The sequence below is a fragment of the Enterobacter sp. 241F3 genome (genome assembly GCF_034106785.1).
Classification (GTDB): Bacteria; Pseudomonadota; Gammaproteobacteria; order Enterobacterales; family Enterobacteriaceae; genus Enterobacter; species Enterobacter vonholyi.
In genome coordinates this window covers 1,092,667-1,117,408 of the sequence record NZ_JAWNDD010000001.1, presented here as the reverse complement: position 1 = coordinate 1,117,408, position 24,742 = coordinate 1,092,667, and the positions used below count along the sequence as shown (strand labels likewise).

The following is a 24,742-nucleotide window of genomic DNA, read 5'->3' as shown; positions in this document are numbered from 1 at the left end:
CATTCTGCTAAATTATCGTGGGTAAGGTTACCCGGATAAGGGAGATATGATGAAGCAGGCATTACGTGTAGCATTTAGTTTTTTAATGCTGTGGGCAGCAGTACTGCACGCAGAAGTACGTATCGAGATCACCCAGGGGGTGGACTCGGCGCGCCCAATCGGTGTTGTTCCGTTCCAGTGGGCAGGTCCTGGCGCTGCGCCTGAAGATGCCGGTGGCATCGTGGCGGCTGACCTGCGTAACAGCGGTAAATTCAACCCGTTAGATCGTTCTCGTCTGCCTCAGCAGCCGGGTAGCGCGCAGGAAGTACAGCCTGCAGCATGGTCTGCGCTGGGTATTGATGCCGTGGTTGTGGGTCAGGTTACGCCTAACCCGGACGGCTCTTACAACGTTGCCTGGCAACTGGTGGATACCGGCGGTGCACCGGGTACCGTTCTGGCACAGAACTCTTACAAGGTCACTAAGCAATACCTGCGCTATGCTGCACATGCTGCCAGCGATGCGGTATTTGAAAAACTGACCGGCATTAAAGGTGCGTTCCGTACCCGTATCGCGTACGTGGTGCAGACCAACGGTGGTCAGTTCCCGTACGAACTGCGCGTATCTGACTACGACGGCTACAACCAGTTCCTGGTGAAACGTTCTTCACAGCCGCTGATGTCTCCAGCCTGGTCTCCGGACGGTTCTAAACTGGCCTATGTAACCTTCGAAAGCGGCCGCTCAGCGCTGGTTATCCAGACGCTGGCAAACGGTGCTGTTCGTCAGGTAGCGTCGTTCCCACGTCACAACGGTGCGCCTTCGTTCTCTCCGGACGGCTCTAAACTGGCCTTTGCGCTGTCAAAAACCGGTAGCCTGAACCTGTACGTGATGGATATTGGCTCTGGTCAGATCCGTCAGGTTACCGACGGTCGCAGCAACAACACTGAACCTTCATGGTTCCCGGACAGCCAAAACCTGGCGTTTACTTCTGACCAGGCCGGCCGTCCACAAATCTACAAAGTCAACATCAACGGCGGTGCTCCGCAGCGTATTACCTGGGAAGGTTCGCAGAACCAGAACTCAGACGTGAGCAGCGACGGTAAATTTATGGTAATGGTGAGCTCCAACGGTGGGCAGCAGCACATTGCCAAACAAGATCTGGTAGCGGGTGGCGTTCAAGTTCTGTCGTCAACGTTCCTGGATGAAACGCCAAGTCTGGCACCTAACGGCACGATGGTAATCTACAGCTCTTCTCAGGGGATGGGATCTGTGCTGAATCTGGTTTCTACAGATGGGCGTTTCAAAGCGCGTATTCCGGCAACTGATGGACAGGTAAAATCACCTGCCTGGTCGCCGTATCTGTAAATAATAATTAATTGATTACTAAAGGAATCATAGAAATGCAACTGAACAAAGTGCTGAAGGGGCTGATGATCGCTCTGCCTGTAATGGCAATCGCAGCGTGTTCTTCTAACAAGAACGCCAGCAATGACCAGAGCGGCGAAGGCATGATGGGTGCCGGCACCGGTATGGACGCGAACGGCAATGGCAACATGTCTTCTGAAGAGCAAGCGCGTCTTCAGATGCAGCAGCTGCAGCAGAACAACATCGTTTACTTCGATCTGGATAAATACGACATCCGTTCTGACTTCGCTGCGATGCTGGATGCGCACGCTAACTTCCTGCGTAGCAACCCATCTTACAAAGTCACCGTAGAAGGTCACGCGGACGAACGTGGTACCCCAGAGTACAACATCTCCCTGGGTGAACGTCGTGCTAACGCTGTTAAAATGTACCTGCAGGGTAAAGGCGTTTCTGCTGACCAGATCTCCATCGTTTCTTACGGTAAAGAAAAACCTGCAGTACTGGGTCACGACGAAGCGGCTTACTCCAAAAACCGTCGTGCCGTACTGGTTTACTAAGAGAATTGCATGAGCAGTAACTTCAGACATCATCTGTTGAGTCTGTCGTTACTGGTTGGAATAGCGGCCCCCTGGGCCGCTTTTGCTCAGGCACCAATCAGTAGTGTCGGCTCAGGCTCGGTAGAAGACCGGGTCACTCAACTCGAGCGTATTTCTAACGCTCATAGCCAGCTTTTAACCCAACTCCAGCAACAACTTTCCGATAACCAGAATGATATTGACTCTCTCCGCGGTCAGATTCAGGAAAGCCAGTATCAGCTTAACCAGGTTGTGGAACGTCAGAAGCAAATCTTGTTGCAGATAGATAGCCTGAGCAGCGGTGGTGCAGCAGCACAGCCAGCCGCAGGCGATCAGAGCGGTGCTGCGACGTCTGCGCCAGCGCCATCTGCTGATGCTTCAGCCTCAACAGGCGCGCCTGTACAGAGCGGTGACGCGAATACTGACTACAATGCGGCTATTGCCCTGGTGCAGGATCAATCTCGTCAGGATGACGCGATTGCTGCGTTTCAGAACTTTGTTAAGAAATACCCTGATTCCACTTATCAGCCAAATGCCAATTACTGGCTCGGTCAGTTGAATTACAACAAGGGTAAAAAGGACGATGCGGCGTTTTATTTTGCCTCCGTGGTAAAAAACTACCCGAAATCGCCAAAAGCGCCTGATGCGATGTACAAAGTGGGCGTCATCATGCAGGACAAAGGCGACACTGCGAAAGCCAAAGCGGTTTATCAGCAGGTGGTCTCTAAATTCCCGGGCACCGAAGGTGCTAAGCAGGCGCAAAAACGTCTGAATTCGATGGGATGATTATCGCATGACCAGAAATCGCGTTATTTCTGGTCGTGCAGCATGATTACTAAGCAGTTAAGTGATCTTCATCGAAATTTTTGTTGCGCAGAATTCTTAAATCAGTAATATATGCCGCCGTTGCCACGGGATATCAAACAACGTGAAAACAGCTTAAAAGTGGGTCGTTAGCTCAGTTGGTAGAGCAGTTGACTTTTAATCAATTGGTCGCAGGTTCGAATCCTGCACGACCCACCACTAAGTAAGGTGGAAGTAGTAGTTAAACGTGAAGGATAACGTTGCGTCAGCAACGGCGCCGTAGGGCGAGGCGAAGCTGAGTCATCCTGCACGACCCACCACTTAACGCAGTTCCGGCAGTACAGAGTGGGTGATTAGCTCAGTTGGTAGAGCATCTCCTTTACACGGAGGGGGTCGGCGGTTCGAGCCCGTCATCACCCACCACTCGGGTCGTTAGCTCAGTTGGTAGAGCAGTTGACTTTTAATCAATTGGTCGCAGGTTCGAATCCTGCACGACCCACCAATTTTATTGGTGCCGAGTGATAATTCAGGCAACACCCGAATGGGTCGTTAGCTCAGTTGGTAGAGCAGTTGACTTTTAATCAATTGGTCGCAGGTTCGAATCCTGCACGACCCACCAGCCTGAATAAATTTGCAGTACATCCCGCAAGGGGTCGTTAGCTCAGTTGGTAGAGCAGTTGACTTTTAATCAATTGGTCGCAGGTTCGAATCCTGCACGACCCACCAGTGTAGAAAGGCGCCCTAAAGGCGCCTTTTTGCTATCTGCAGTTTTTGTAGGTCGGGTAAGGCGAAGCCGCTACCCGACAAATGCTGTCCGCACCTATTTCCGGTGACTTTTCCGCTCAGATTCGCTATCTTGTTTAGTATACAAAACACAATTGCCACGCGTTTTGCTATGTCAGGCAAATGAAAAGCAATATTGTTAAGCCCGTAAAACGAGAAGCCATAATGAGTGTGATGTTTGATCCTGAAGCCGCAATCTATCCGTTTCCGCCAAAGCCTGTCCCGCTGAGCCAGGACGAAAAGCAGTTCTACCGCGAGAAGATCAAACGTCTTCTTAAAGAGCGCGATGCGGTAATGGTGGCCCATTACTACACCGACCCGGAAATTCAACAGCTGGCTGAAGAGACCGGGGGCTGCATTTCTGACTCACTGGAGATGGCGCGCTTCGGTGCACGACATCCCGCTTCCACGCTGCTGGTTGCCGGCGTGCGTTTTATGGGCGAAACGGCAAAGATCCTGAGCCCGGAAAAAACCATTCTGATGCCCACGCTTAACGCGGAGTGTTCACTGGATCTCGGCTGCCCGATTGACGAATTCACGGCCTTCTGTGACGCTCACCCTGATCGGACCGTGGTGGTCTACGCTAACACCTCTGCGGCGGTAAAAGCGCGGGCTGACTGGGTGGTTACGTCGAGCATCGCCGTTGAACTGATTGAACATCTGGATAGCCTGGGCGAGAAAATTATCTGGGCGCCCGATCGCCATCTCGGCAATTATGTCCAGAAGCAGACGGGTGCTGATGTTCTCTGCTGGCAGGGCGCCTGTATCGTTCATGACGAGTTCAAGACCCAGGCGCTGGCGCGCATGAAGGCGCTTTATCCTGACGCAGCCATTCTTGTTCACCCTGAATCTCCGCAGTCGATCGTCGACATGGCGGATGCCGTGGGTTCCACCAGCCAGCTTATCAACGCTGCCAGAACGTTGCCTCACAAGCAGCTTATCGTGGCGACCGATCGCGGTATCTTCTACAAGATGCAGCAGGCCGTACCGGAGAAAGAGCTTCTTGAAGCGCCAACGGCAGGCGAGGGCGCAACGTGTCGCAGCTGTGCACATTGCCCGTGGATGGCGATGAACGGCCTGAAAGCGATTGCCGAGGGGTTAGAAACCGGTGGTGCGGCGCATGAAATCCATGTGGATGCCGCCCTGCGTGAAGGCGCGTTAATTCCACTTAACCGCATGCTGGATTTTGCGGCTACACTACGTACTTAATTCAAAACGCCCCGGGGAAAAGATGGATTTTTTTAGCACACATAACATTCTGGTTCATATACCGATTGGTACAGGTGGCTATGACCTGTCATGGATTGAGGCCGTTGGCACGCTGGCGGGATTACTCTGTATCTGGCTGGCAAGCCTGGAGAAGATAAGCAATTACGCGTTCGGTCTGATTAACGTCACGCTGTTTGCGATTATCTTCTTCCAGATCCAGCTGTACGCCAGCCTGCTTTTGCAGCTGTTCTTCTTTGCCGCCAATATTTACGGCTGGTATGCCTGGTCGCGTCAGAACAGCCAGCAGGAGGCCGAGCTGCAGATCCGCTGGCTGCCCCTGCCGAAAGCCATCGCCTGGTTCGTCGCCTGCGTGGTGGCCATTGGCTTAATGACCGTTTACATCAACCCGGTTTTTGCGTTCCTGACCCGCGTTGCCGTTTCGGCCATGTCCGGCATCGGCCTGAACGTGACGATGCCTGAACTCCAGCCGGATGCCTTCCCGTTTTGGGATTCTTGCATGATGGTGCTGTCGATTGCGGCGATGATTCTGATGACCCGTAAATACGTTGAGAACTGGCTGTTGTGGGTCATCATCAACGTGATCAGCGTGGCGATCTTCGCCCTGCAGGGTGTCTATGCGATGTCGCTGGAATATCTGCTGCTGACCTTCATCGCGCTGAACGGCAGCCGGATGTGGATTAACAGCGCGCGCGCGCGAGGCTCTCACGCGCTTTCCGGCTAGTGGTCATGATGATGTGAATGACCGGACTGCGCCTCGTTAAGGTGGCAGTCCGGTCCGCTACAGGGCTGATACTCCATCTGAACGGTGGCATGGCTAATGTCGTAGTGATGTTCCAGGAAGTGCTGGATGCGATCGAGCAGCGCATCGTGGTCATGAGGGGGGATCACCTGGACGTGCAGCGTCATGACCGGTTTCTCTCCAACCAGCCAGACGTGAACATGATGAACGTTGCGTACTTCCGGGACTGAACGGCGCAGGTTGCGCTTCAGCTCGTCGATATCCATGGAAGCTGGCGCCCCTTCAAGCAGTTCATTCACGCTCTCCTTCAGCAGCCGCCAGGCGCTGCGCAAGACCAGACACGACACCAGTATGGACAGAATCGGATCGACAGGCGTCCAGCCGGTGTAGAGGATCACCAGCGCGGCGACAATCGCCCCGACTGAGCCGAGCAAATCACCCATAACATGCAGAGCCGCAGCGCGTACGTTGAGGTTCTTTTCCCCGCTGCCGCGGTGCAAAATCCAGAAGGCCAGAATATTCGCCAGCAGTCCTGCTACGGCAATCACCATCATGGTTGCCCCGGCGATCGGCTGCGGGTGTCTGAAGCGCTGTATTGCCTCCCAGACGATAAGAATGGTAATGACCACCAGCGCAATAGCGTTAACAAACGCGGCCAGTGTGGTCAGTCGCAGCCAGCCGAAGGTATGGCGCGCATTTGGAGGACGACGCGCAAACTGCACCGCCATCAGGGCGAAGAGCAGGGCGGCGGCATCGGTCAGCATGTGTCCGGCATCAGCCAGAAGCGCCAGAGAGCCGGAAATCAGGCCGCCAATGACCTCAATAACCATAAACGTTGCCGTGACGCCAAAGGCCAGCATCAGTCGTTTAGCGTTGTCGTTGCCGGATAAGTGCGAGTGTGAATGGGAGTGCGCCATGTCTGCTTTCCTGATGTTTTATTGTTTTTAGTGTAGCGTTTTTAATAGGTTACTCCAAAAAGAAAGGAGAGCCTGGGCTCTCCTTTTTCTGACGGTTCATAACAAATTACTGGGTAGTGCCATCGGTTTTGGTATTGGCGTCGTTACCCACTTTGTCGTTAGGGTCCGGGCATTTGCCGTCCTTGCACATTGAGTTCTTATGGACTTCATCTGAACTCATATTGTCATGGTTCATAGTGCCGGAACCGCTACCGTCTGGATGCAGCATGGTGCCGCCGGTGTTGGTGTTGCCGGTATTGATCTGGCTATTGTCGACATTATTCGGGGCGATATTCTGTTTCGCATCAGGCGCGGGCTGGCCTGCTGCCGCAGCCGCATTGGCGTCACCGTTGCTGTCTGAGGTGCCCGTTTCCGCAGCCAGGACGCTGCCGCTGGCCAGAGTGAGGGTGGCGGTCAGGAAGAGGGTTGCCAGTTTTGTCATTTTCATCATGGTGCTCCTGTTCGTGTCGTTGCGCTGGTTAACATTCTCCAACAGTGCATCTTTTTCAGAGGCGAAAGATCCCGCCTTACTGACTTACGTCAGTAGGGAATCGCGTTTAAGCGTGTAAAATTGGTTGTTACAGTTAAAAAGCTTAGGTTAGATCTCGTTTTTCGCTATTTTGTGGCAATTTTTAGGCGAATTCCAGGAATTATCTGCGTGAAGTGTAAAACCGTGTTTACACTTCCTGGTCGACAAGATAGATTGAAAGGATTGCTTTCATTACTAAAGATATGGCAGAGCTGGAACGAAGATGAATTATCAGAATGACGATTTACGCATTAAAGAGATCAATGAGTTATTACCTCCTGTAGCGCTCCTTGAGAAATTCCCCGCCACTGAAAATGCCGCAAACACGGTTTCTCATGCTCGTAAAGCGATCCATAAGATCCTGAAAGGTAATGACGATCGTCTTCTGGTGGTGATTGGCCCGTGCTCGATTCACGATCCTGCTGCCGCGAAAGAATACGCCGCCCGTCTGCTCACCCTCCGTGAAGAGCTGAAGGACGAGCTGGAAATCGTCATGCGTGTCTACTTTGAAAAACCGCGCACCACCGTTGGCTGGAAAGGGTTGATTAACGACCCGCACATGGATAACAGCTTCCAGATCAACGACGGCCTGCGCATTGCGCGCAAGCTGCTGCTTGAGATCAACGACAGCGGCCTGCCTGCGGCCGGTGAATTCCTGGACATGATTACGCCACAATACCTTGCGGACCTGATGAGCTGGGGCGCAATTGGTGCGCGCACGACTGAATCTCAGGTCCACCGCGAGCTGGCGTCCGGTCTTTCTTGCCCGGTGGGCTTCAAAAACGGCACTGACGGCACCATTAAGGTGGCTATTGATGCTATCAACGCCGCTGGTGCGCCGCACTGCTTCCTGTCCGTGACCAAATGGGGTCACTCCGCCATCGTTAACACCAGCGGGAACGGTGACTGCCACATCATTCTGCGCGGCGGTAAAGAGCCGAACTACAGCGCGAAACACGTGGCAGAAGTGAAAGTCGGGCTGGAAAAAGCCGGGCTGCCGCCGCAGGTGATGATCGATTTCAGCCATGCCAACTCCAGCAAGCAGTTTAAAAAGCAGATGGAAGTGGGTGCAGACGTCTGCCAGCAGATTGCCGGCGGTGAGAAGGCGGTGATTGGGGTGATGATCGAAAGCCATCTGGTTGAAGGTAACCAGAATCTGGAAGGCAGCGAGCCGCTGGTGTACGGCAAAAGCGTGACCGATGCCTGCATCGGCTGGGACGATACCGACGCCATCCTGCGCCAGCTGGCAAATGCGGTGAAAGCACGTCGCGGTTAATTCTGCCAGCTCAAATAAAAAAGCGCGGAAGGCTCCGCGCTTTTTTTATGTCTGGCGAAATTACTTCGCTTTACCCTGGTTCGCAACTGCCGCTGCTTTCGCCGCGATCTCTTCTGCGTTACCCAGATAGTAGTGTTTGATTGGCTTGAAGTTTTCGTCGAACTCATACACCAGCGGTACGCCGGTTGGGATGTTCAGTTCGAGGATTTCGTCTTCACCCATGTTGTCCAGGTATTTCACCAGCGCACGCAGAGAGTTACCGTGAGCCGCGATGATCACGCGCTCGCCGCTTTTCAGGCGTGGCAGAATGGTTTCGTTCCAGTAAGGCACAACGCGGTCGATGGTCAGCGCCAGGCTCTCGGTGGTTGGCAGCTCAGCGTCGGTCAGCTTCGCGTAACGCGGGTCGTGTCCCGGGTAGCGCTCGTCATCTTTGGTCAGCTCTGGCGGGGTGATTGCGAAGCCGCGACGCCACTGTTTAACCTGCTCGTCGCCATATTTCTCAGCGGTTTCCGCTTTGTTCAGGCCCTGCAGCGCACCGTAGTGACGTTCGTTCAGTTTCCAGGACTTCTCAACCGGCAGCCAGGCCTGATCCAGTTCGTCCAGCACGTTCCACAGGGTGTGGATGGCACGTTTCAGCACAGAGGTGTAAGCAAAATCAAAGCTGAAGCCTTCTTCCTTCAGCAGTTTACCTGCTGCTTTTGCTTCGCTTACGCCTTTCTCGGACAGATCAACGTCGTACCAACCGGTAAAGCGGTTTTCGTTGTTCCACTGGCTTTCGCCGTGACGCACCAGGACCAGCTTAGTAATAGCCATCTCTTACTCCTCAAGCATTTTTAGAATGATAACAATTCTCATTATATTGCCGTGGCCGTGCCAGCAGCAACGCTTAACCCTAACCATAGCGAAAATAGTCTCTGAGTGTAAGATGCTTGTGAATCCAGGGTTATGATTTTGTCTGCGATCGGCGCTATTTTCAGCAAGGCGTGCAGAAAAAAGCCCTCCGGAGGGAGGGCTGAATATTAATGTGGAATAAAATGGTATTCCGTCACGCTCACGTACTCTTCACCTGGGCGCAGCACGCAGTCTGGCTGCGGCCATTCCGGATGGTTTGGGCTGTCCGGCAGGAACTCGCTCTCCAGCGCCAGTCCTTGCCAGTCGCTGTACTCATCGTGTTCGCGCGCCGTCGTGCCGCCGAGGTAGTTGCCTGAGTAAAACTGCAGGGCTGGGGCAGTGGTATAAACCGTCATCTGCAGCTTCTCATCCGCAGACCAGACCTGTGCGGCAGGTTGTTTCACATCACCTTTAGCCTGCAGCAGGAACGCGTGGTCGTAACCTTTCACCTTGCGCTGATCGTCATCGCTCAGGAAATCCTGGGCGATCGTTTTCGCGCGGCGGAAGTCAAAGCTGGTGCCGCTCACGTCTTTGAGGCCCTGATATGGAATGCCCATCTCGTCAACCGGCAGATACGCATCCGCCAGGATCTGTAGCTTGTGCTCACGCACGTCGCACTGGCTACCATCCAGATTAAAGTACGCGTGATTGGTCAGGTTGACCGGACACGGCCTGTCGACCTTCGCACGGTATTCAATGGCGATACGGTTGTCATCGGTCAGCGTAAAGCGCGCGGACGCGGTAAGGTTCCCCGGGAAGCCCTGATCGCCATCAGGCGAATCCAGTGAGAACAGCACTTCACCGTCGTTTTGACGAACAATCTTCCAGCGGCGTTTATCAAACCCGTCCGGCCCGCCGTGCAGCTGGTTCTCACCCTGGCTTGGAAGCAGGGTGTACTGCTCGCCGTTGAGTTCAAAACGGCTTTTCGCGATGCGGTTAGCATATCGCCCAACGGACGCGCCCAGATAGGCGGACTGATTGACGTACTGCTCGGGCGAGGCGCAGCCGAGCAGGGTCTCGCGCACGCTGCCGTCCGGCATCGGTACGCGGGCAGAAAGAAGGGTAGCACCCCAGTCCATCAGCGTAACGACCATCCCCGCGCTGTTGCGCAGGGTTAACAGGCGATACGGCAGACCATCCGGTGCGAGTGTAGGTGTTTCGTTTAGCACTGTCCGGCTCCTTGTGATGCTTTACAAACATAGAAGGTTTCTTTGATGCCTGTTTTGGCTTCGTACTGCTTCGCCACGGCATCCTGTATGGCAGGGACCAACTCTTCTGGCACCAGCGCAACGATACAGCCGCCAAAACCGCCGCCCGTCATGCGCACGCCGCCTTTGTCGCCAATGGTCGCTTTGATGATTTCCACCAGGGTGTCGATCTGCGGAACGGTGATTTCAAAATCATCGCGCATGGAGGCATGCGATTCCGCCATCAGCTCACCCATGCGTTTCAGGTCACCTTTCGCCAGCGCGGACGCGGCTTCAACCGTACGGGCATTTTCCGTCAGCACGTGACGAACGCGTTTGGCGACAACCGGATCCAGCTCGTGCGCCACTTTGTTAAATTCATTGAGCGTCACGTCGCGCAGGGCTGGCTGCTGGAAGAAACGGGCGCCGGTTTCGCACTGTTGGCGGCGGGTGTTGTATTCGCTGCCCACCAGCGTGCGCTTAAAGTTGCTGTTAACGATCACCACGGCCGCGCCTTTTGGCAGGGGAACGGCTTTGGTTCCCAGCGAACGGCAATCAATTAACAGTGCATGCTCTTTTTTCCCGAGCGCGGAAATCAGCTGGTCCATAATGCCGCAGTTACAGCCCACGAACTGGTTTTCTGCTTCCTGACCATTCAGGGCGATTTGCGCGCCATCCAGCGGCAGATGGTAAAGCTGCTGGAATACGGTGCCGACGGCAACTTCCAGAGACGCAGAGGAGCTTAAGCCCGCACCCTGCGGCACGTTGCCGCTGATGACTAAATCCGCACCGCCGAAGTTCTTGTTACGCTTCTGAAGGTGTTTCACGACGCCGCGCACGTAGTTAGACCACTGCTGGCTGTCGTGTGTCACAATTGGGGCATCGAGGGAAAATTCGTCCGTCTCATTACCGTAATCAGCCGCAATCACGCGGACTTTACGGTCGTCGCGTTTCGCACAGCTAATAACGGTCTGGTAATCGATGGCGCACGGCAGCACGAAACCGTCGTTATAGTCGGTGTGTTCACCGATCAGGTTAACGCGGCCTGGCGCCTGGATAACGTGGGTGGCAGGGTAGCCAAATTTCTCAGCAAACAGGGATTGTGTTTTATCTTTCAGACTCATTTTTTAGACTCCTGATTCGCGATAGTGGACGTCGCTAACGGCACGCAGACGTTCTGCCGCCTGTTCCGCCGTCAGGTCACGCTGGGTTTCTGCCAGCATTTCGTAGCCCACCATAAATTTACGTACCGTCGCAGAGCGCAGCAGCGGCGGATAGAAATGGGCATGCAATTGCCAGTGCTGATTCTCTTCCCCGTTGAACGGCGCGCCGTGCCAGCCCATGGAGTACGGGAAGGAGCACTGGAACAGATTGTCGTAACGGCTGGTCAGCTTTTTCAGCGCCAGGGCAAGGTCGTCGCGCTGCGCGTCGCTGAGATCGGTAATACGCAGAACATGTGCTTTCGGCAGCAGCAGCGTCTCAAACGGCCACGCGGCCCAGTAAGGCACGACGGCCAGCCAGTGTTCGGTTTCCACCACGGTACGGCTGCCGTCGGCCTGTTCACGCTGCGCGTAATCCACCAGCATCGGCGAGCCGTTTTCCGCGTAATACGCTTTCTGCAGACGGTCTTCACGCTCGGCTTCGTTAGGCAGGAAGCTGTTCGCCCAGACCTGGCCGTGCGGATGGGGGTTCGAGCAGCCCATGGCCGCGCCTTTGTTTTCGAACACCTGCACCCACGGATAGCTCTGCCCCAGCTCTGCGGTTTGCGCCTGCCAGGTGCTGACGACCTCTTTCAGCGCGTCCACGCTCAGCTCCGGCAGCGTCTTGCTGTGATCGGGCGAGAAGCAGATCACGCGGCTGGTTCCGCGCGCGCTTTCGCAGCGCATCAGCGGATCGTGGCTTTCAGGCGCGTCCGGCGTGTCGGTCATCAGGGCGGCAAAATCGTTGGTGAACACGAAGGTGCCTTTGTAGTCCGGGTTTTTATCCCCGGTGACGCGCGTGTTGCCTGGACAGAGGAAGCAGTCCGGGTCGTGCTGCGGCAGGGTCTGTTTTGCAGGCGTCTCCTGCGCCCCCTGCCAGGGGCGCTTAGCGCGATGCGGAGAAACTAAAATCCATTGCCCGCTCAACGGGTTAAAACGACGATGCGGATGATCGACGGGATTAAATTGCGTCATGACGGATCCTTAGTCCGGATAGCCTTGCGGGTGGCGTGACTGCCAGTGCCAGGTATCCTGTGCCATTTCATCAAGCGTGCGCGTTACACGCCAGTTAAGCTCTTTGTCGGCTTTGGTGGCATCGGCCCAGTAAGCAGGCAGATCGCCCTCGCGACGCGGGGCGAAGTGGTAGTTCACCGGCTTGCCGCAGGCTTTGCTGAAGGCGTTAACCACGTCCAGCACGCTGCTGCCGACTCCGGCGCCGAGGTTGTAAATATGCACGCCCGGTTTGTCAGCCAGCTGCTGCATGGCCGCAACGTGACCGTCGGCCAGATCCATTACGTGGATGTAGTCACGCACGCCGGTGCCGTCTTCGGTCGGATAGTCATTGCCAAAAATCGCCAGCGAGTCGCGACGGCCAACGGCAACCTGGGCGATATACGGCATCAGATTGTTTGGGATACCCTGCGGATCTTCGCCCATATCGCCAGACGGATGCGCACCGACCGGGTTGAAGTAGCGCAGCAGCGCGATGCTCCACTCCGGCTGGGCTTTTTGCAGGTCGGTCAGGATCTGCTCCACCATCAGCTTGCTTTTGCCGTACGGGCTTTGCGGGGTACCGGTCGGGAAGCTTTCAACGTAAGGAATTTTCGGCTGATCGCCGTAGACGGTGGCGGAGGAGCTAAAGATGAAGTTTTTGACGTTCGCCGCACGCATGGCGGAGATGAGACGCAGAGTGCCGTTGACGTTGTTGTCGTAATACTCGAGCGGCTTCGCAACGGATTCACCGACCGCTTTCAGACCCGCGAAGTGGATCACCGCTTCTATGGCGTGGTCGTGAAGGATCTCGGTCATCAGCGCTTCGTTGCGGATGTCGCCTTCCACAAAAGTCGGTTGTTTACCGCCAAGACGTTCAATCACAGGCAGCACGCTGCGCTTACTGTTGCACAGGTTGTCGAGAATGATGACGTCATGGCCGTTTTGCAGCAGTTGCACGCAGGTATGACTACCTATGTAACCGCTACCACCTGTTACCAGAACTCGCATATTTCGCTCCATTGGGCTTATGGTATGTAATAACCATAGCATAACAGAGACGCGAAAAGTGTGACATGGGATAAAATAGTGGAATCGTTTACACTCGTTTTCACACTCACTTTTTTCATGACTGAGAGCATTCTAGATCAAAGAGATAGCGATGTATTGATGCAAGTTATCTGAAAAAGAGGAGGGCAGAGCCCTCCACGGTTAATCAACGTTGCTGAGAAGGTAGCGATAACCCTCACCGTCCGGAACAAACTCCAGGCGATGCGTGATGCAGGCGGGGGCATCTTCGGCATGATGTGAAACGAAAAGCAGCTGCGTTTCACCTTCGCTAATCAGCACGTCCACAAAGCGGCGGATAAGCTGGCGGTTCAACGGGTCGAGTCCCTGCAGCGGTTCGTCGAGGATCAGCAGCGTAGGGTGTTTCACCAGCGCGCGAACGATCAGGGCCAGACGCTGCTGCCCCCACGAAAGACTATGAAACGGCGCGTCAGCCACCCGGTTATCCATGCCCAGAATGTCCAGCCACTGCTGGGCGAGCTTATGTTGTTTGTCCGACACCGCCTGATAAATACCGATGGAATCAAAATATCCGGAAAGGATCACGTTGCGTACCGTGGTACTGACCCGGTAATCCAGATGCAGGCTGCTGCTGACGTAGCCGATATGCTTTTTGATATCCCAGATGGTTTCTCCGCTGCCGCGACGCCGACCAAACAGCGTGAGGTCGTTGCTGTAGCCCTGCGGATGATCGCCGGTGATCAGGCTCAGCAGCGTCGATTTTCCCGCGCCGTTGGGGCCGACAATCTGCCAGTGCTCGCCCGGATTGACCGTCCAGCTGAGGCGATTAAGGATCGGGCGATCGTCATAAGAGACCACGCCATCCCGCAGCACGATGCGCGGCTGGTGGGGATCGAGCGCATGGCGGGCCGAAGGGGCGTCAGGTTCCGGAAGGGTAATTCCGTCGAGTTGTTCACTGTGCGCGAGCTGGGCAATCAGCGCCTGCTTGAGCAGCGCTGTTTTTTCTCCGGTCTCGGTCAGGTTACAGTCGGCCAGGACGCCCGCGTGCTGGATAAAGTCCGGAATTTCATCGAAGCGGTTAAGCACCAGCACGAGGGTATATCCCTGCTGATTAAGCGACGCCAGCAGTGACGCCAGCTGCGCCCGGGACTGCACGTCAAGACCGTCGAACGGTTCGTCCAGAATAAGCAGCTCGGGCTCGCTCATCAGCGCCTGACAAAGCAGCGTTTTTCGCGTCTCTCCGGTCGAAAGGTATTTAAAGCGCCGGTTCAGCAGAGGGGTGATACCGAACTGTTCTGCCAGGCGCCGGCAGCGGGCGGGATCCTTCACTTCATCCTGAATAATTTCCGCGGTCGTACGGCCGGTATCGTCTTCGCCTGGGCTGAGCAAATCGGTGTTGTTGCGCTGCCACTCGTCGCTGACCAGCTTTTGCAGTTGTTCAAACGACAGGCGCGTCAGGCGCGTAAAGTCGCTCTGGTATTCGCCCTTGAGGAGGTTGAGCTCTCCGGCCAGCGCGCGGGCCAGCGCGGATTTACCGCTGCCGTTTGTGCCGACAAACGCCCAGCTTTCACCCGCGCGTAGCGTCAAATCAGCAATTGTCAGCGTTCGGGTATCGCTAAGACGAAACGTGCCTTGCGAAATATGCAATGATGACATGGTTTATCCCTGTTTTTGCAGCACCAGATATCAGGGATACGCACTGTCGGTACGATTGTCAATGCGCTCAGCACAAAGTGGCGATAATCACCCGGTCCGCGTTGAAATACGCGGTGACGGCAGCACCTTCTTCTAAGTCGTCCGACTCGCTGAGCGGTATGGTCGCGCAAAGCGGCTGCCCATCTGCCAGGGTCATCAGCACTTCGCACTGCGCTTCACCGCGTTTGATGAGGCTGATGGTGCCCTGCAGCTGGTTATCTGCTCCGATTGCCGCGTCGGGATCGCGCGTGATAGTGACCCACGGCGCCTTCAGCAGCACCAGCACCTCTTTACCTTCATCCAGTTCAAGACGTTCCGCGCTTTGCGCCGTTATGGCGGCCTTCAGACGGGTGGTGCCATCGGCAAGCAGGATCTCAATATGCTGCTGTATCTGCAGATTGTCGCGCGCCGTCACCGTACCAAACCACTGGTTGCGGGCGCTGGTTTGAAGCGAGAAGCGGGAAATGGCGGCCAGCAGACTGTCCAGCGGAACGTTATCGTCATCGCTCAACACATCAAACGCTTTTTGCTGGATCTGCGCCAGCAGATCGTAAAGCTGAATAAGGCGCTGGCCATAACGCGTCACGATCGCACCACCGCCGCCTTTGCCACCCGTGGCTCTGTCCACCAGCGGGTGTTCGCTCAGGGTGTTCATCTCGTTGATGGCGTCCCAGGCGCTTTTATAGCTGATTCCCGCGTTTTTCGCCCCCTGGCTAATCGAGCCTGTTTGTTCTATTTGTTTAAGCAGGGCGATACGTCGCGGATCGGCGAAAAGCTTTTGCTGAAGTCGTAGAGTGAGGAGAATTTCGGCCTGCATAACAGTGTCCTGGCAAAAAGAGTATTGTGACCCAAATGGTGCAGGGCGCAAAGGGTACCGCACAAAAGGGGATGTTTTTCTCACTATTCAGGGTAGAATGAGTCATTCACAATATCTGGAGAAAACCATGTTAGAGTTGTTGAAAAGTCTGGTATTCGCCGTGATCATGGTACCAGTAGTGATGGCCATCATCCTCGGTGCCATCTACGGCCTGGGTGAAGTGTTCAACGTCTTTTCGAACATTGGTCACAGAGACCAGGCTAAAAAGCAGCATTGATTCCCCTCAAAACGCCCGGCTTGTCCGGGCGTTTTGCTCTCAAGATTTTCCCGTTTTCGCCGATATAATTTAACGCATCACACCGGTTTACCCATTCAGCGGTACGATTAAACGCTGGGATCTCCCTGACGTTATCGTTATATTAATGTGTATATAACGCTACTCACAGGAGTTACAGATGGCACGTTCATGGGTACGCCTTTTCGCAGGGGCAACATTGACGCTTTCCCTTACCGGACACGCGCTGGCGGACGAGGGTAAAATCACGGTCTTTGCGGCGGCGTCGCTGACTAACGCGCTGCAGGATATTGCGGCGGCGTATAAAAAAGAGAAAAACGTCGAGGTGGTCTCATCTTTTGCCTCTTCCTCGACGCTGGCTCGCCAGATAGAAGCGGGCGCACCGGCGGATCTGTTCATCTCGGCTGACCAGAAGTGGATGGATTACGCGGCGGAGAAGAAATCGATTGATGCGACAACCCGCGAAACGCTGCTGGGGAATAGCCTGGTTGTCGTGGCGCCAAAAGCCAGCGCGCAGGCGGACATCACTATCAACAAACAGACCAACTGGATGAGCCTGCTGAACGGTGGCCGTCTGGCGGTGGGCGACCCGGCGCACGTTCCGGCCGGGATTTATGCCAAAGAAGCGCTGCAAAAGCTGGGCGCATGGGAGACGTTGTCGCCGAAGCTGGCCCCGGCAGAAGACGTGCGCGGCGCGCTGGCGCTGGTGGAACGCAACGAAGCCCCGCTGGGCATTGTGTATGGCTCTGATGCCGTCGCCAGTAAGGGTGTGAAAGTGGTGGCAACGTTCCCGGAAGACTCCCACAAGAAAGTGGAATATCCTGTTGCGATTGTTGATGGACATAAAAATGCGACCGTGACGGCTTTCCGCGATTATCTGAAGGGGCCTGAAGCGTCCGCTATCTTTAAACGTTACGGATTTACGACTCACTGATGATATTGACCGATCCTGAATGGCAGGCTGTCCTGCTGAGCCTTAAAGTCTCTTCCCTGGCGGTTGCGCTGAGTTTGCCCTTTGGGATCTTCTTTGCCTGGCTACTGGTTCGCTGTCAGTTTCCCGGCAAAACGCTGCTCGACAGCGTGCTTCATCTTCCGCTCGTGTTGCCACCCGTAGTGGTCGGTTACCTGCTGCTGATTTCGATGGGGCGACGCGGTTTTATCGGCGAGAAGCTCTACGACTGGTTTGGGCTGACGTTCGCTTTTAGCTGGCGCGGTGCGGTACTGGCTGCGGCGGTGATGTCATTCCCACTGATGGTGCGGGCGATACGTCTCGCGCTGGAAGGCGTGGACATGAAGCTTGAACAGGCGGCCCGCACGCTGGGCGCCGGGCGCTGGCGCGTCTTTTTCACCATCACGCTTCCGCTGACGCTGCCGGGCATTATTGTCGGCACGGTGCTGGCCTTCGCCCGCTCGCTCGGCGAGTTTGGCGCGACGATCACCTTTGTGTCGAACATACCCGGCGAGACGCGGACGATTCCGTCGGCAATGTATACCCTGATTCAAACGCCGGGCGGTGAAGGCGCGGCGGCGCGGCTGTGTATCATTTCAATTGTGCTGGCGCTGGTGTCGCTAATGGTGTCTGAATGGCTGGCGCGGCTCAGCCGCGAGCGGATGGGGAAATAAGCATGCTGGAACTCCATTTTACCCAGACGCTGGGAAACCATACCCTGACGCTTAACGAAACGCTGCCGGCAAGCGGAATCACCGCCATCTTTGGCGTGTCGGGGGCGGGAAAAACGTCGCTGATTAATGCCATCAGCGGCCTGACCCGCCCGCAGTCTGGCCGTATTGTTCTGAATGACCGCGTCCTGAATGACGTGGAGAATAAGGTTTACCTCTCGCCGGATAAACGCCGCATCGGCTATGTTTTCCAGGATGCACGCCTGTTCCCGCACTACAGCGTGCGCGGCAACCTGCGTTACGGCATGGCGAAAAGCATGGCCGGGCAGTTTGATAAGCTGGTGACGCTGTTAGGCATTGAGCCATTGCTCGACAGGCTGCCCTCCTCGCTCTCCGGTGGAGAAAAACAGCGTGTGGCCATTGGCCGCGCGTTGCTGACCGCCCCCGAACTGCTGCTGCTCGACGAACCGCTGGCCTCGCTCGATATTCCGCGTAAACGCGAACTTCTGCCTTATCTACAGCGCCTGACGCGGGAAATTAATATTCCGATGCTCTACGTCAGCCATTCGCTGGATGAGATCCTCCATCTGGCCGACAAAGTGCTGGTGCTGGAAGAGGGCAGCGTCAAGGCCTTCGGCAACCTGGAAGAGGTGTGGGGCAGCAGCGTGATGCACCCCTGGTTGCCCCGGGAACAGCAGAGCAGCATTCTGAAAGTAAGCGTCCTGGAACATCATCCGCACTACGCGATGACGGCGCTGGCGCTGGGCGATCAGCACCTGTGGGTCAATAAGATCGACAAGCCGTTACAGTCCGCGCTGCGTATTCGCATCCAGGCGTCGGACGTCTCGCTGGTGCTGCAGCCCCCGCTGCAAACCAGTATTCGAAATATCCTGCGCGCCAAAGTGGCGGAATGTTTTGATGATAACGGGCAGGTGGAAGTGAAGCTCGAGGTCGGCAGCAGGACGCTCTGGGCGCGCATCAGCCCGTGGGCCAGGGATGAGTTAGGGATCAAACCCGGACTGTGGCTTTACGCGCAAATTAAGAGCGTCTCGATCACCGCCTGATTACAGCAGGTGAGTGTAAATGTACTGCGCGATGCTGTCGGTGGTGTTGTCGCCAATCACCACGTTGGCGTGCGCTTTTACCGCGTCGTCGGCATTGCCCATCGCCACGCCGATACCGGCGGCTTCCAGCATGCTTATGTCGTTGTAGTTGTCGCCGAAGGCGATCGCGTCCTGCATCGACCAGCCTTTTGATTCCACATACTGCGTCAGGCGTTTGCCTTTGCTGTTGCCTTTGCGGGCAATATCCACCTGATCGTGCCAGGACCATTCGCACTCCAGACCCAGCGTCTGTTCCACGTGTTTCGCGAAGGCGTTCAGCTTGGTGGTGTCTTCATCCGTCAGGGCGAATTTCCAGATAGCCTCAACGTCCTGGGCCGCCTGACGCAGGGAGGAAACCTGGGTAAAGACGGGACGCTGCGCTTCAGGCAGGGACAACGCCCAGTTGCTGGTGCGCACCACGTGGCCGGTAGGGCGCTCGTAGACCATCGCGTCATCCACGTACATCAGGCCGTGAACGGCATGCTGATCCAGCAGATCAATCAGTTGCAGCGCCTGGGGAACCGGCAGCGGGTCGGATTCTAAAACCTTTTTTGCCTGATAATCATACAAATAAGTGCCATTACAACAAATTGCAGGTGTATCTAACGCCAGTGCCTGATAAAAAGGGTGAATGGCAACGTGATGTCGACCCGTTACGATAAGGAGTTGATATCCCGCTTCCTGCGCGCGTTTAAGCGCTTCCAGAGAAGAGGGGAGAAGGGTTTTTTGCGGCGTCAGTAAGGTACCGTCTAAATCCAGAGCAATCACACGCGAGGTCATCTGTTTTCCCGGGTTAATATTGAATTTACGTTTTGATGGGATGGTACACCGAGAGGCGAACGCTTCAAAATTCCTGTCGACAATTCAGCATTCACCGTCAAAAGTTAACTACTTTCATGCGCAGTGAGGAGTGAATATTCATGAAACAAACCGTTTATACCGCCAGTCCTGAAAGCCAGCAGATCCACGTCTGGCGTTTAAATACCGAAGGGACACTCACGCTGGTTCAGGTTGTTGATGTGCCAGGCCAGGTACAGCCGATGGTCATCAGCCCGGATAAACGTTTCTTGTACGTGGGTGTGCGCCCGGAGTTCCGCGTGCTGGCCTATCGCATTTCTCCGGAAGACGGCGCGCTGACGTACACTGCTGAAGCCCCGTTGCCGGGCAGCCCAACCCATATCTCGACCGATCGTAAAGGCAACTTTGTCTTCAGCGGCTCGTATAACGCGGGCTGCGTCAGCGTAACGCGTCTGGAGGATGGCATTCCGGTCGAAACCGTGGACGTGGTGGAAGGGCTGGAAGGCTGCCACTCGGCGAATATCTCTCCGGATAACCGCACGCTGTGGGTACCTGCGCTGAAGCAGGATCGTATCTGCCTGTTCACCCTGAGTGACGATGGTCACCTGGTGGCGCAGAATCCAGCTGAAGTTACGACTGTTGAAGGCGCTGGTCCGCGTCATATGGTCTTCCACCCGAACCAGCAGTATGCCTACGTGGTCAACGAACTGAACAGCTCAGTGGACGTATGGGAACTGAAAGATCCAAACGGTCAGATTGAGTGCGTGCAGACGCTGGACATGATGCCGTCTGATTTCTCCGACACCCGCTGGGCGGCGGATATCCACATTACGCCAGATGGCCGCCATCTGTACGCCTGCGACCGTACCTCCAGCCTGATTACCGTGTTTAGCGTTTCCGAAGATGGCAGCGTGCTGGCGGTTGAAGGCTTCCAGCCGACGGAAACCCAGCCGCGCGGCTTTAATATCGATCACAGCGGCAAATACCTGATTGCAGCGGGGCAGAAATCCCACCATATCGCGCTGTACGAAATTAAAGGCGAGCAGGGGCTGCTGGAAGAGAAAGGGCGCTACGCCGTAGGCCAGGGGCCGATGTGGGTGGTGGTTAACGCTCACTAAGCGGCTGAAAACAAAAAACCTCGCGAATGCGAGGTTTTTTTATCTCTGTGTGCCGGGTAAGGCGAAGCCGCACCCGGCAAAACAGCTTACTGCTTCGGCTCAGCAACCACTTTGCTACCCAGACCGCGGTTGTTGTACTCCCACATGCGGTTGAAGTTAGCGTCGTTCAGGTTGCGCTGCACGTTCCCTTTATCATCCACCGCACCGGTGTTGCCGGAGAATGGACGTTTGGAGATCGCGGCATCCGCCCACGGTTTCGCCATGTTGAAGCCTTCGTTGATCACGCTGTCGCGGATCACAACCTGACCGTTGGTGGCTGAGTCCACGTCCAGGGAGCGTCCCAGCTGCGCCACGCCGTCACCGGCAGCATTAAAGCGGCTGTTCACGGCCAGGAAGCCGAAGAAGAGGTTCGACTGGGTTGCCGGAGCAAACACGTAACCTTCCTGCTGAGTACGTGAGTTCACCACGCGGAAATCGGTATTATCAAACACCACCGCGCCGCGACCGGACACCAGGTCCACGTCACCTTCAACGTAGCTGTTGGTCACAAGGGTACGGGTCAGACGGTTATTCTGCAGCGTGTTCTGCACGCCGCTGTTGGTCACGAAGAAGGTGTTCTGACGGCCCAGAATGTTGACGTTGTTAATCTGTACCTTATCGCCATCGCTGCGCAGCGCAACGGCCTGGTGGTTACCGGCGTCAACGCTGTCACCCAGGGTATTCTGAATGGTCAGGTTCTGCAGCTGCAGACCGTTATTCTGAGACCAGAATACCGCCGAGCACATTACGCCAATGGTGGCGGAACGCTTGCTCTGGCAGTTATCAAACATGTACCACGCCGGTTTGCCCGGCATATATTTACCGGCCGGGTTCACCAGGTGACGCCAGGTGTTGCTGTCGATTTCGGAATCAATCGCCAGGCCAATTTTTACGTCAATCGCTTTTTCGCCCAGACCGTAAAGCGTAATGCTGCCAGGGGCCGCCGGAACATACACGGTGCCTTCATATTCACCAGGCAGGATCGCGATGTGCTGGCGAGACGCGCTGTGTTTAGTGATGGCAGCATCAACCGCAGCCTGAATTGAGGTATGCGTTACGCCCTGCGCACCCGCCGGGCCAACCACGAAGTCAGGCTGTTTCGGCAGATTAATAGACGACGGGGTCCACGGCGCAGCGTTAGGATCCATCGCTGAGAAGTAGTGTGCACGGTCGAAGTTCTTCGCTTCATCAGCGGACAAAATCGGGCGGGAGACGGTACCGGGCGCAACCTGCTCAGAAGGGCGCTGATCCGGTGGTGTTGAACTGCATGCGGATAAGGTCACGCCAAAGGCGAGTGCTAACGCCAGACGGGAAATCCTGGAAATGTTCAAGGTAGAGCTCCTGGGTATGCAAGTCTTTACGGGACAGACGAAATAGCCTGCTTTTTTATACTAAGTTGAGCGAAACGGGAAGATAAAAAGGGTAAAAGTTCCATTTTTAGCCCGAGAGCGGCAAGTAAGTGATCACAAATAACTAACATTTTCCTTCAAGGCGGTTGACAGTAGACGGTGGATGCAAATAAATGTCTATACAACCCATGACAAGTGGAATGCCCATGCAGCAGATTCATCCCGACGATGTGATATGGCGAAATGCGCGACTGGCTACGATGGTGCCGGACGTATCTGCGCCCTATGGACTGAAAGAGCAACATGCCCTGGTAGTACGGGGTCAAACTATCCTGGCCGTGATCCCTGAATCTGACATTCCGGTCGGACACCGTCACTGCGTCGATCTCCAGGGGCGTCTGGTCACGCCTGGCCTGATTGACTGCCATACCCACCTTGTATTTGGCGGCGATCGCGCGGCGGAGTGGGAGCAGCGTCTTAACGGCGTCTCTTATCAAACCATCAGCGCCCAGGGGGGCGGGATTAACGCTACCGTGACGGCGACCCGCAGCGGCTCGCCCGAAACCCTGCTTAAGCTGGCGCAGCAGCGGCTTCAGCGTCTGATGAATGAAGGCGTCACTACGGTTGAAATCAAATCCGGATACGGTCTAAACCCCGAGGCCGAAGAGAAGATGCTGCAGGTTGCCCGCCAGCTGAACCTCAATAATCCGATCGATATCAGCCCAACGCTGCTCGCCGCGCATGCGGTTCCGCCGGAATACCGACAGGATCCAGACGCGTACCTCACGCTGGTCTGTGAGCAGATATTGCCCACGCTGTGGCAAAAAGAGTTATACGAAGCAGTAGACGTGTTCTGCGAAAACGTCGGCTTTACGCCGTCGCAAACCGAGCGTCTCTTTAAGGCGGCAACCGCGCTCGGTATCCCGGTGAAAGGGCATGTTGAGCAGCTTTCAAATCAGGGCGGTGCGGCGCTGGTCAGCCGGTATAAAGGACTCTCCGCCGATCATATCGAATATCTCGACGAGGCAGGCATTCAGGCGATGGCGCAAAGCGGTACGGTGGCGGTCCTGCTTCCCGGCGCGTTCTATTTTCTGCAGGAGCGCCAGCGTCCGCCGGTGGAACAGCTCAGAGAACGAGGCGTACCGATGGCGGTCGCCACCGACTATAACCCCGGCACCAGCCCGTTTGCCAGCCTGCACCTGGCGATGAACATGGCCTGCGTCCAGTTTGGCCTGACGCCCGAGGAAGCCTGGGCTGGCGTCACGCGCCATGCCGCGCAGGCGCTGGGCCGTGGTGCAACCCACGGTCAGCTGCGGGCCGGGTTTGTCGCTGATTTTATCGTCTGGGATGCTCATCATCCGGTAGAGATGGTCTACGAGCCGGGACGCAATCCGCTGTATCAACGTATTTTCCGTGGGGAGGCAGTATGAGGTTATGGCGGCCCGTAGCCGAAACGGTCTGGCAGGGGCGCGACGACAGCGCCGAGGCCAGCAACGCAACGCGCATTTTCCAGACGATAAAGCAGCAGGGAGCGTTCACGCCGCTGGCATCCGGCATTGCGCTGATAGGCTTTGAATGTGATGCAGGCGTAAAACGCAATCAGGGCAGGCCCGGCGCCGTGCAGTCGCCGGATATACTGCGAAAAGCGCTGGCGAATATGGCCAGCCATCAGGGACACGATCGGCTGGCGGATATGGGGTCGGTTTACGTTGAAGGTGACGAGCTTGAGGCGGCACAGCAGGCGTTAAGCGATGCCGTCACGTCATGCCAGCGGTCCGGGATGCGTACGCTGGTCTTTGGCGGCGGACACGAAACCGCGTGGGCGCACGGTCGCGGCGTGCTGGACGCCTTCCCGGACGAGCGGGTTGTCATTATCAATCTTGATGCCCATCTCGATCTGCGCAAGGCCGACCGGGCGACGTCCGGCACGCCGTTTCGCCAGCTGGCGCACTACTGCGATGAGCGCGGGCGGGAATTTCAGTACGCCTGCTTTGGCGTGAGCCGGGCGGCGAACACGCTGGCGCTGTGGGATGAGGCCGAACGCCTGAACGTCACGCTGGTGGAAGATCTCCATTTCAGGCGCGATGCGCTATCCGCGCTGGAAAAGGTGCTGGCGCAGGCCGATCGTATCTATCTGACGATCGATCTGGACGTGCTGCCCGCTGGCGAAATGCCCGCCGTTTCAGCACCGGCTGCGTTAGGCATACCGGCGCTGGATCTTCTCCCGGTTATCGAACAAATCTGCCGTAGCGGTAAGCTCCAGGCCGCCGATCTGGTAGAGTTTAACCCGCAGTACGATCGGGACGGGCAGGGCGCAAAGCTTGCCGCCCGTCTGGCCTGGCAAATTGCTCACTGGTGGGCATAACACTATTCAAGGA

The 24,742-nt window shown here is 55.9% G+C and carries 24 protein-coding genes and 5 tRNA genes; 18 read left to right on the top strand and 11 right to left on the bottom strand.

The genetic code is table 11. The features are described 5' to 3' along the window. Positions 1 to 49 precede the first annotated feature (49 nt). The 10 genes from tolB to pnuC all read left to right on the top strand — a co-directional run bounded on the left by tolB (position 50) and on the right by pnuC (position 5,455). Positions 50 to 1,342, top strand: a complete 1,293-nt coding sequence (tolB, locus tag UR504_RS05290; protein ID WP_008501103.1) for a Tol-Pal system beta propeller repeat protein TolB — start codon at positions 50 to 52, stop codon at positions 1,340 to 1,342. Positions 1,343 to 1,377: 35 nt separating this feature from the next. Beyond that, a complete protein-coding gene (gene pal, locus UR504_RS05285) occupies positions 1,378 to 1,899 on the top strand; it encodes a peptidoglycan-associated lipoprotein Pal (protein WP_003858578.1) in 522 nt (173 codons plus the stop codon). A gap of 9 nt (positions 1,900 to 1,908) precedes the next feature. Continuing rightward, complete coding sequence (cpoB, locus tag UR504_RS05280) at positions 1,909 to 2,703, top strand: cell division protein CpoB (protein ID WP_109846278.1); 795 nt, start codon at positions 1,909 to 1,911, stop codon at positions 2,701 to 2,703. 161 nt (positions 2,704 to 2,864) lie between these two features. Next, positions 2,865 to 2,940 (top strand) — tRNA-Lys (locus tag UR504_RS05275). A 128-nt stretch (positions 2,941 to 3,068) separates the two neighbouring features. Beyond that, a tRNA-Val gene (locus tag UR504_RS05270) sits at positions 3,069 to 3,144 on the top strand. A 3-nt stretch (positions 3,145 to 3,147) separates the two neighbouring features. After that, positions 3,148 to 3,223, top strand: a tRNA-Lys gene (locus UR504_RS05265). A gap of 41 nt (positions 3,224 to 3,264) precedes the next feature. Then, positions 3,265 to 3,340, top strand: a tRNA-Lys gene (locus tag UR504_RS05260). Positions 3,341 to 3,371: 31 nt separating this feature from the next. After that, positions 3,372 to 3,447: transfer RNA gene (locus UR504_RS05255), tRNA-Lys, on the top strand. 222 nt (positions 3,448 to 3,669) lie between these two features. Beyond that, on the top strand, positions 3,670 to 4,713 hold the full coding sequence (gene nadA, locus UR504_RS05250) for a quinolinate synthase NadA (RefSeq protein WP_008501105.1): 1,044 nt from the start codon (positions 3,670 to 3,672) through the stop codon (positions 4,711 to 4,713). Between the two features lie 22 nt (positions 4,714 to 4,735). Further along, positions 4,736 to 5,455 (top strand): nicotinamide riboside transporter PnuC, encoded by a 720-nt coding sequence (gene pnuC, locus UR504_RS05245; protein ID WP_115874515.1) that lies wholly within the window; start codon positions 4,736 to 4,738, stop codon positions 5,453 to 5,455. On the opposite strand, the gene zitB is transcribed toward pnuC, so the two are convergent. Together zitB and UR504_RS05235 are read right to left on the bottom strand one after the other, a co-directional pair. Continuing rightward, positions 5,452 to 6,390, bottom strand: coding sequence for a CDF family zinc transporter ZitB (gene zitB / locus UR504_RS05240; protein ID WP_115874516.1), 939 nt, complete (start codon positions 6,388 to 6,390; stop codon positions 5,452 to 5,454). The genes pnuC and zitB overlap by 4 nt on opposite strands. A gap of 106 nt (positions 6,391 to 6,496) precedes the next feature. Continuing rightward, a complete protein-coding gene (locus tag UR504_RS05235) occupies positions 6,497 to 6,877 on the bottom strand; it encodes a protein YbgS (protein ID WP_149366353.1) in 381 nt (126 codons plus the stop codon). Positions 6,878 to 7,181: 304 nt separating this feature from the next. On the opposite strand from UR504_RS05235, the gene aroG reads away from it, so the two are divergent. Then, complete coding sequence (gene aroG / locus UR504_RS05230; RefSeq protein ID WP_008501110.1) at positions 7,182 to 8,234, top strand: 3-deoxy-7-phosphoheptulonate synthase AroG; 1,053 nt, start codon at positions 7,182 to 7,184, stop codon at positions 8,232 to 8,234. A 60-nt stretch (positions 8,235 to 8,294) separates the two neighbouring features. Here aroG and gpmA read toward each other — a convergent pair whose 3' ends face one another. The 7 genes from gpmA to modE form a co-directional block, all read right to left on the bottom strand. Continuing rightward, complete coding sequence (gpmA, locus tag UR504_RS05225; protein ID WP_023310804.1) at positions 8,295 to 9,047, bottom strand: 2,3-diphosphoglycerate-dependent phosphoglycerate mutase; 753 nt, start codon at positions 9,045 to 9,047, stop codon at positions 8,295 to 8,297. Between the two features lie 206 nt (positions 9,048 to 9,253). Continuing rightward, positions 9,254 to 10,294: a galactose-1-epimerase gene (gene galM, locus UR504_RS05220; RefSeq protein ID WP_274242339.1), complete on the bottom strand. Its 1,041-nt coding sequence runs from the start codon at positions 10,292 to 10,294 to the stop codon at positions 9,254 to 9,256. Next, positions 10,288 to 11,436: a galactokinase gene (gene galK, locus UR504_RS05215; protein WP_111963798.1), complete on the bottom strand. Its 1,149-nt coding sequence runs from the start codon at positions 11,434 to 11,436 to the stop codon at positions 10,288 to 10,290. Before galK ends, galM begins: the two co-directional genes overlap by 7 nt. 3 nt (positions 11,437 to 11,439) lie before the next feature. Continuing rightward, the gene (galT, locus tag UR504_RS05210; protein ID WP_111963799.1) at positions 11,440 to 12,486 is read right to left on the bottom strand and encodes a galactose-1-phosphate uridylyltransferase; all 1,047 of its coding nucleotides are present in this window, start codon (positions 12,484 to 12,486) and stop codon (positions 11,440 to 11,442) included. Positions 12,487 to 12,495: 9 nt separating this feature from the next. Continuing rightward, a complete protein-coding gene (gene galE / locus UR504_RS05205) occupies positions 12,496 to 13,512 on the bottom strand; it encodes a UDP-glucose 4-epimerase GalE (protein WP_048026980.1) in 1,017 nt (338 codons plus the stop codon). A gap of 201 nt (positions 13,513 to 13,713) precedes the next feature. Then, positions 13,714 to 15,186, bottom strand: a complete 1,473-nt coding sequence (gene modF, locus UR504_RS05200) for a molybdate ABC transporter ATP-binding protein ModF (RefSeq protein WP_302234535.1) — start codon at positions 15,184 to 15,186, stop codon at positions 13,714 to 13,716. A gap of 67 nt (positions 15,187 to 15,253) precedes the next feature. After that, complete coding sequence (modE, locus tag UR504_RS05195; protein WP_302234536.1) at positions 15,254 to 16,042, bottom strand: molybdenum-dependent transcriptional regulator; 789 nt, start codon at positions 16,040 to 16,042, stop codon at positions 15,254 to 15,256. A gap of 127 nt (positions 16,043 to 16,169) precedes the next feature. Here modE and UR504_RS05190 point away from each other — a divergent pair, with 127 nt between their 5' ends. The 4 genes from UR504_RS05190 (at position 16,170) to modC (ending at position 19,021) form a co-directional block, all read left to right on the top strand. Beyond that, positions 16,170 to 16,319, top strand: a complete 150-nt coding sequence (locus tag UR504_RS05190) for an AcrZ family multidrug efflux pump-associated protein (protein WP_008501118.1) — start codon at positions 16,170 to 16,172, stop codon at positions 16,317 to 16,319. Between the two features lie 178 nt (positions 16,320 to 16,497). After that, a complete protein-coding gene (gene modA, locus UR504_RS05185; protein ID WP_133294013.1) occupies positions 16,498 to 17,271 on the top strand; it encodes a molybdate ABC transporter substrate-binding protein in 774 nt (257 codons plus the stop codon). Continuing rightward, entirely contained in the window at positions 17,271 to 17,960 is a 690-nt protein-coding gene (gene modB / locus UR504_RS05180; protein ID WP_033144966.1) for a molybdate ABC transporter permease subunit, read from the top strand. The genes modA and modB overlap by 1 nt, the downstream gene beginning before the upstream one ends. Positions 17,961 to 17,962: 2 nt before the next feature. Further along, entirely contained in the window at positions 17,963 to 19,021 is a 1,059-nt protein-coding gene (gene modC, locus UR504_RS05175) for a molybdenum ABC transporter ATP-binding protein ModC (RefSeq protein ID WP_032661184.1), read from the top strand. Here modC and UR504_RS05170 read toward each other — a convergent pair whose 3' ends face one another. Beyond that, the gene (locus UR504_RS05170) at positions 19,022 to 19,840 is read right to left on the bottom strand and encodes a pyridoxal phosphatase (protein WP_320739415.1); all 819 of its coding nucleotides are present in this window, start codon (positions 19,838 to 19,840) and stop codon (positions 19,022 to 19,024) included. 140 nt (positions 19,841 to 19,980) lie between these two features. On the opposite strand from UR504_RS05170, the gene pgl reads away from it, so the two are divergent. Next, positions 19,981 to 20,976 carry a 6-phosphogluconolactonase gene (pgl, locus tag UR504_RS05165; RefSeq protein WP_320739414.1) on the top strand — a complete coding sequence of 332 codons (996 nt, stop codon included), beginning with the start codon at positions 19,981 to 19,983 and terminating at the stop codon, positions 20,974 to 20,976. A gap of 86 nt (positions 20,977 to 21,062) precedes the next feature. On the opposite strand, the gene UR504_RS05160 is transcribed toward pgl, so the two are convergent. Next, positions 21,063 to 22,346 carry a putative acyl-CoA thioester hydrolase gene (locus UR504_RS05160; RefSeq protein WP_320739413.1) on the bottom strand — a complete coding sequence of 428 codons (1,284 nt, stop codon included), beginning with the start codon at positions 22,344 to 22,346 and terminating at the stop codon, positions 21,063 to 21,065. A 224-nt stretch (positions 22,347 to 22,570) separates the two neighbouring features. Here UR504_RS05160 and hutI point away from each other — a divergent pair, with 224 nt between their 5' ends. Both hutI and hutG read left to right on the top strand, forming a co-directional pair. Further along, entirely contained in the window at positions 22,571 to 23,794 is a 1,224-nt protein-coding gene (gene hutI / locus UR504_RS05155; protein WP_320739412.1) for an imidazolonepropionase, read from the top strand. Next, entirely contained in the window at positions 23,791 to 24,729 is a 939-nt protein-coding gene (gene hutG / locus UR504_RS05150; RefSeq protein ID WP_320739410.1) for a formimidoylglutamase, read from the top strand. The genes hutI and hutG overlap by 4 nt, the downstream gene beginning before the upstream one ends. Positions 24,730 to 24,742 lie beyond the last annotated feature (13 nt).

Excerpts from the sequence above, each read along its gene's own strand:
- modF (WP_302234535.1), bottom strand. The coding sequence starts at position 15,186 with ATGTCATCATTGCATATTTCGCAAGGCACGTTTCGTCTTAGCGATACC.
- zitB (WP_115874516.1), bottom strand. The coding sequence starts at position 6,390 with ATGGCGCACTCCCATTCACACTCGCACTTATCCGGCAACGACAACGCT.
- modB (WP_033144966.1), top strand. The coding sequence starts at position 17,271 with ATGATATTGACCGATCCTGAATGGCAGGCTGTCCTGCTGAGCCTTAAA.
- UR504_RS05170 (WP_320739415.1), bottom strand. The coding sequence starts at position 19,840 with ATGACCTCGCGTGTGATTGCTCTGGATTTAGACGGTACCTTACTGACG.
- pal (WP_003858578.1), top strand. The coding sequence starts at position 1,378 with ATGCAACTGAACAAAGTGCTGAAGGGGCTGATGATCGCTCTGCCTGTA.
- modA (WP_133294013.1), top strand. The coding sequence starts at position 16,498 with ATGGCACGTTCATGGGTACGCCTTTTCGCAGGGGCAACATTGACGCTT.
- gpmA (WP_023310804.1), bottom strand. The coding sequence starts at position 9,047 with ATGGCTATTACTAAGCTGGTCCTGGTGCGTCACGGCGAAAGCCAGTGG.
- hutG (WP_320739410.1), top strand. The coding sequence starts at position 23,791 with ATGAGGTTATGGCGGCCCGTAGCCGAAACGGTCTGGCAGGGGCGCGAC.
- cpoB (WP_109846278.1), top strand. The coding sequence starts at position 1,909 with ATGAGCAGTAACTTCAGACATCATCTGTTGAGTCTGTCGTTACTGGTT.
- galK (WP_111963798.1), bottom strand. The coding sequence starts at position 11,436 with ATGAGTCTGAAAGATAAAACACAATCCCTGTTTGCTGAGAAATTTGGC.
- modC (WP_032661184.1), top strand. The coding sequence starts at position 17,963 with ATGCTGGAACTCCATTTTACCCAGACGCTGGGAAACCATACCCTGACG.
- galT (WP_111963799.1), bottom strand. The coding sequence starts at position 12,486 with ATGACGCAATTTAATCCCGTCGATCATCCGCATCGTCGTTTTAACCCG.
- aroG (WP_008501110.1), top strand. The coding sequence starts at position 7,182 with ATGAATTATCAGAATGACGATTTACGCATTAAAGAGATCAATGAGTTA.
- tolB (WP_008501103.1), top strand. The coding sequence starts at position 50 with ATGAAGCAGGCATTACGTGTAGCATTTAGTTTTTTAATGCTGTGGGCA.
- pnuC (WP_115874515.1), top strand. The coding sequence starts at position 4,736 with ATGGATTTTTTTAGCACACATAACATTCTGGTTCATATACCGATTGGT.
- galE (WP_048026980.1), bottom strand. The coding sequence starts at position 13,512 with ATGCGAGTTCTGGTAACAGGTGGTAGCGGTTACATAGGTAGTCATACC.
- modE (WP_302234536.1), bottom strand. The coding sequence starts at position 16,042 with ATGCAGGCCGAAATTCTCCTCACTCTACGACTTCAGCAAAAGCTTTTC.
- pgl (WP_320739414.1), top strand. The coding sequence starts at position 19,981 with ATGAAACAAACCGTTTATACCGCCAGTCCTGAAAGCCAGCAGATCCAC.
- UR504_RS05235 (WP_149366353.1), bottom strand. The coding sequence starts at position 6,877 with ATGAAAATGACAAAACTGGCAACCCTCTTCCTGACCGCCACCCTCACT.
- hutI (WP_320739412.1), top strand. The coding sequence starts at position 22,571 with ATGCAGCAGATTCATCCCGACGATGTGATATGGCGAAATGCGCGACTG.
- nadA (WP_008501105.1), top strand. The coding sequence starts at position 3,670 with ATGAGTGTGATGTTTGATCCTGAAGCCGCAATCTATCCGTTTCCGCCA.
- UR504_RS05190 (WP_008501118.1), top strand. The coding sequence starts at position 16,170 with ATGTTAGAGTTGTTGAAAAGTCTGGTATTCGCCGTGATCATGGTACCA.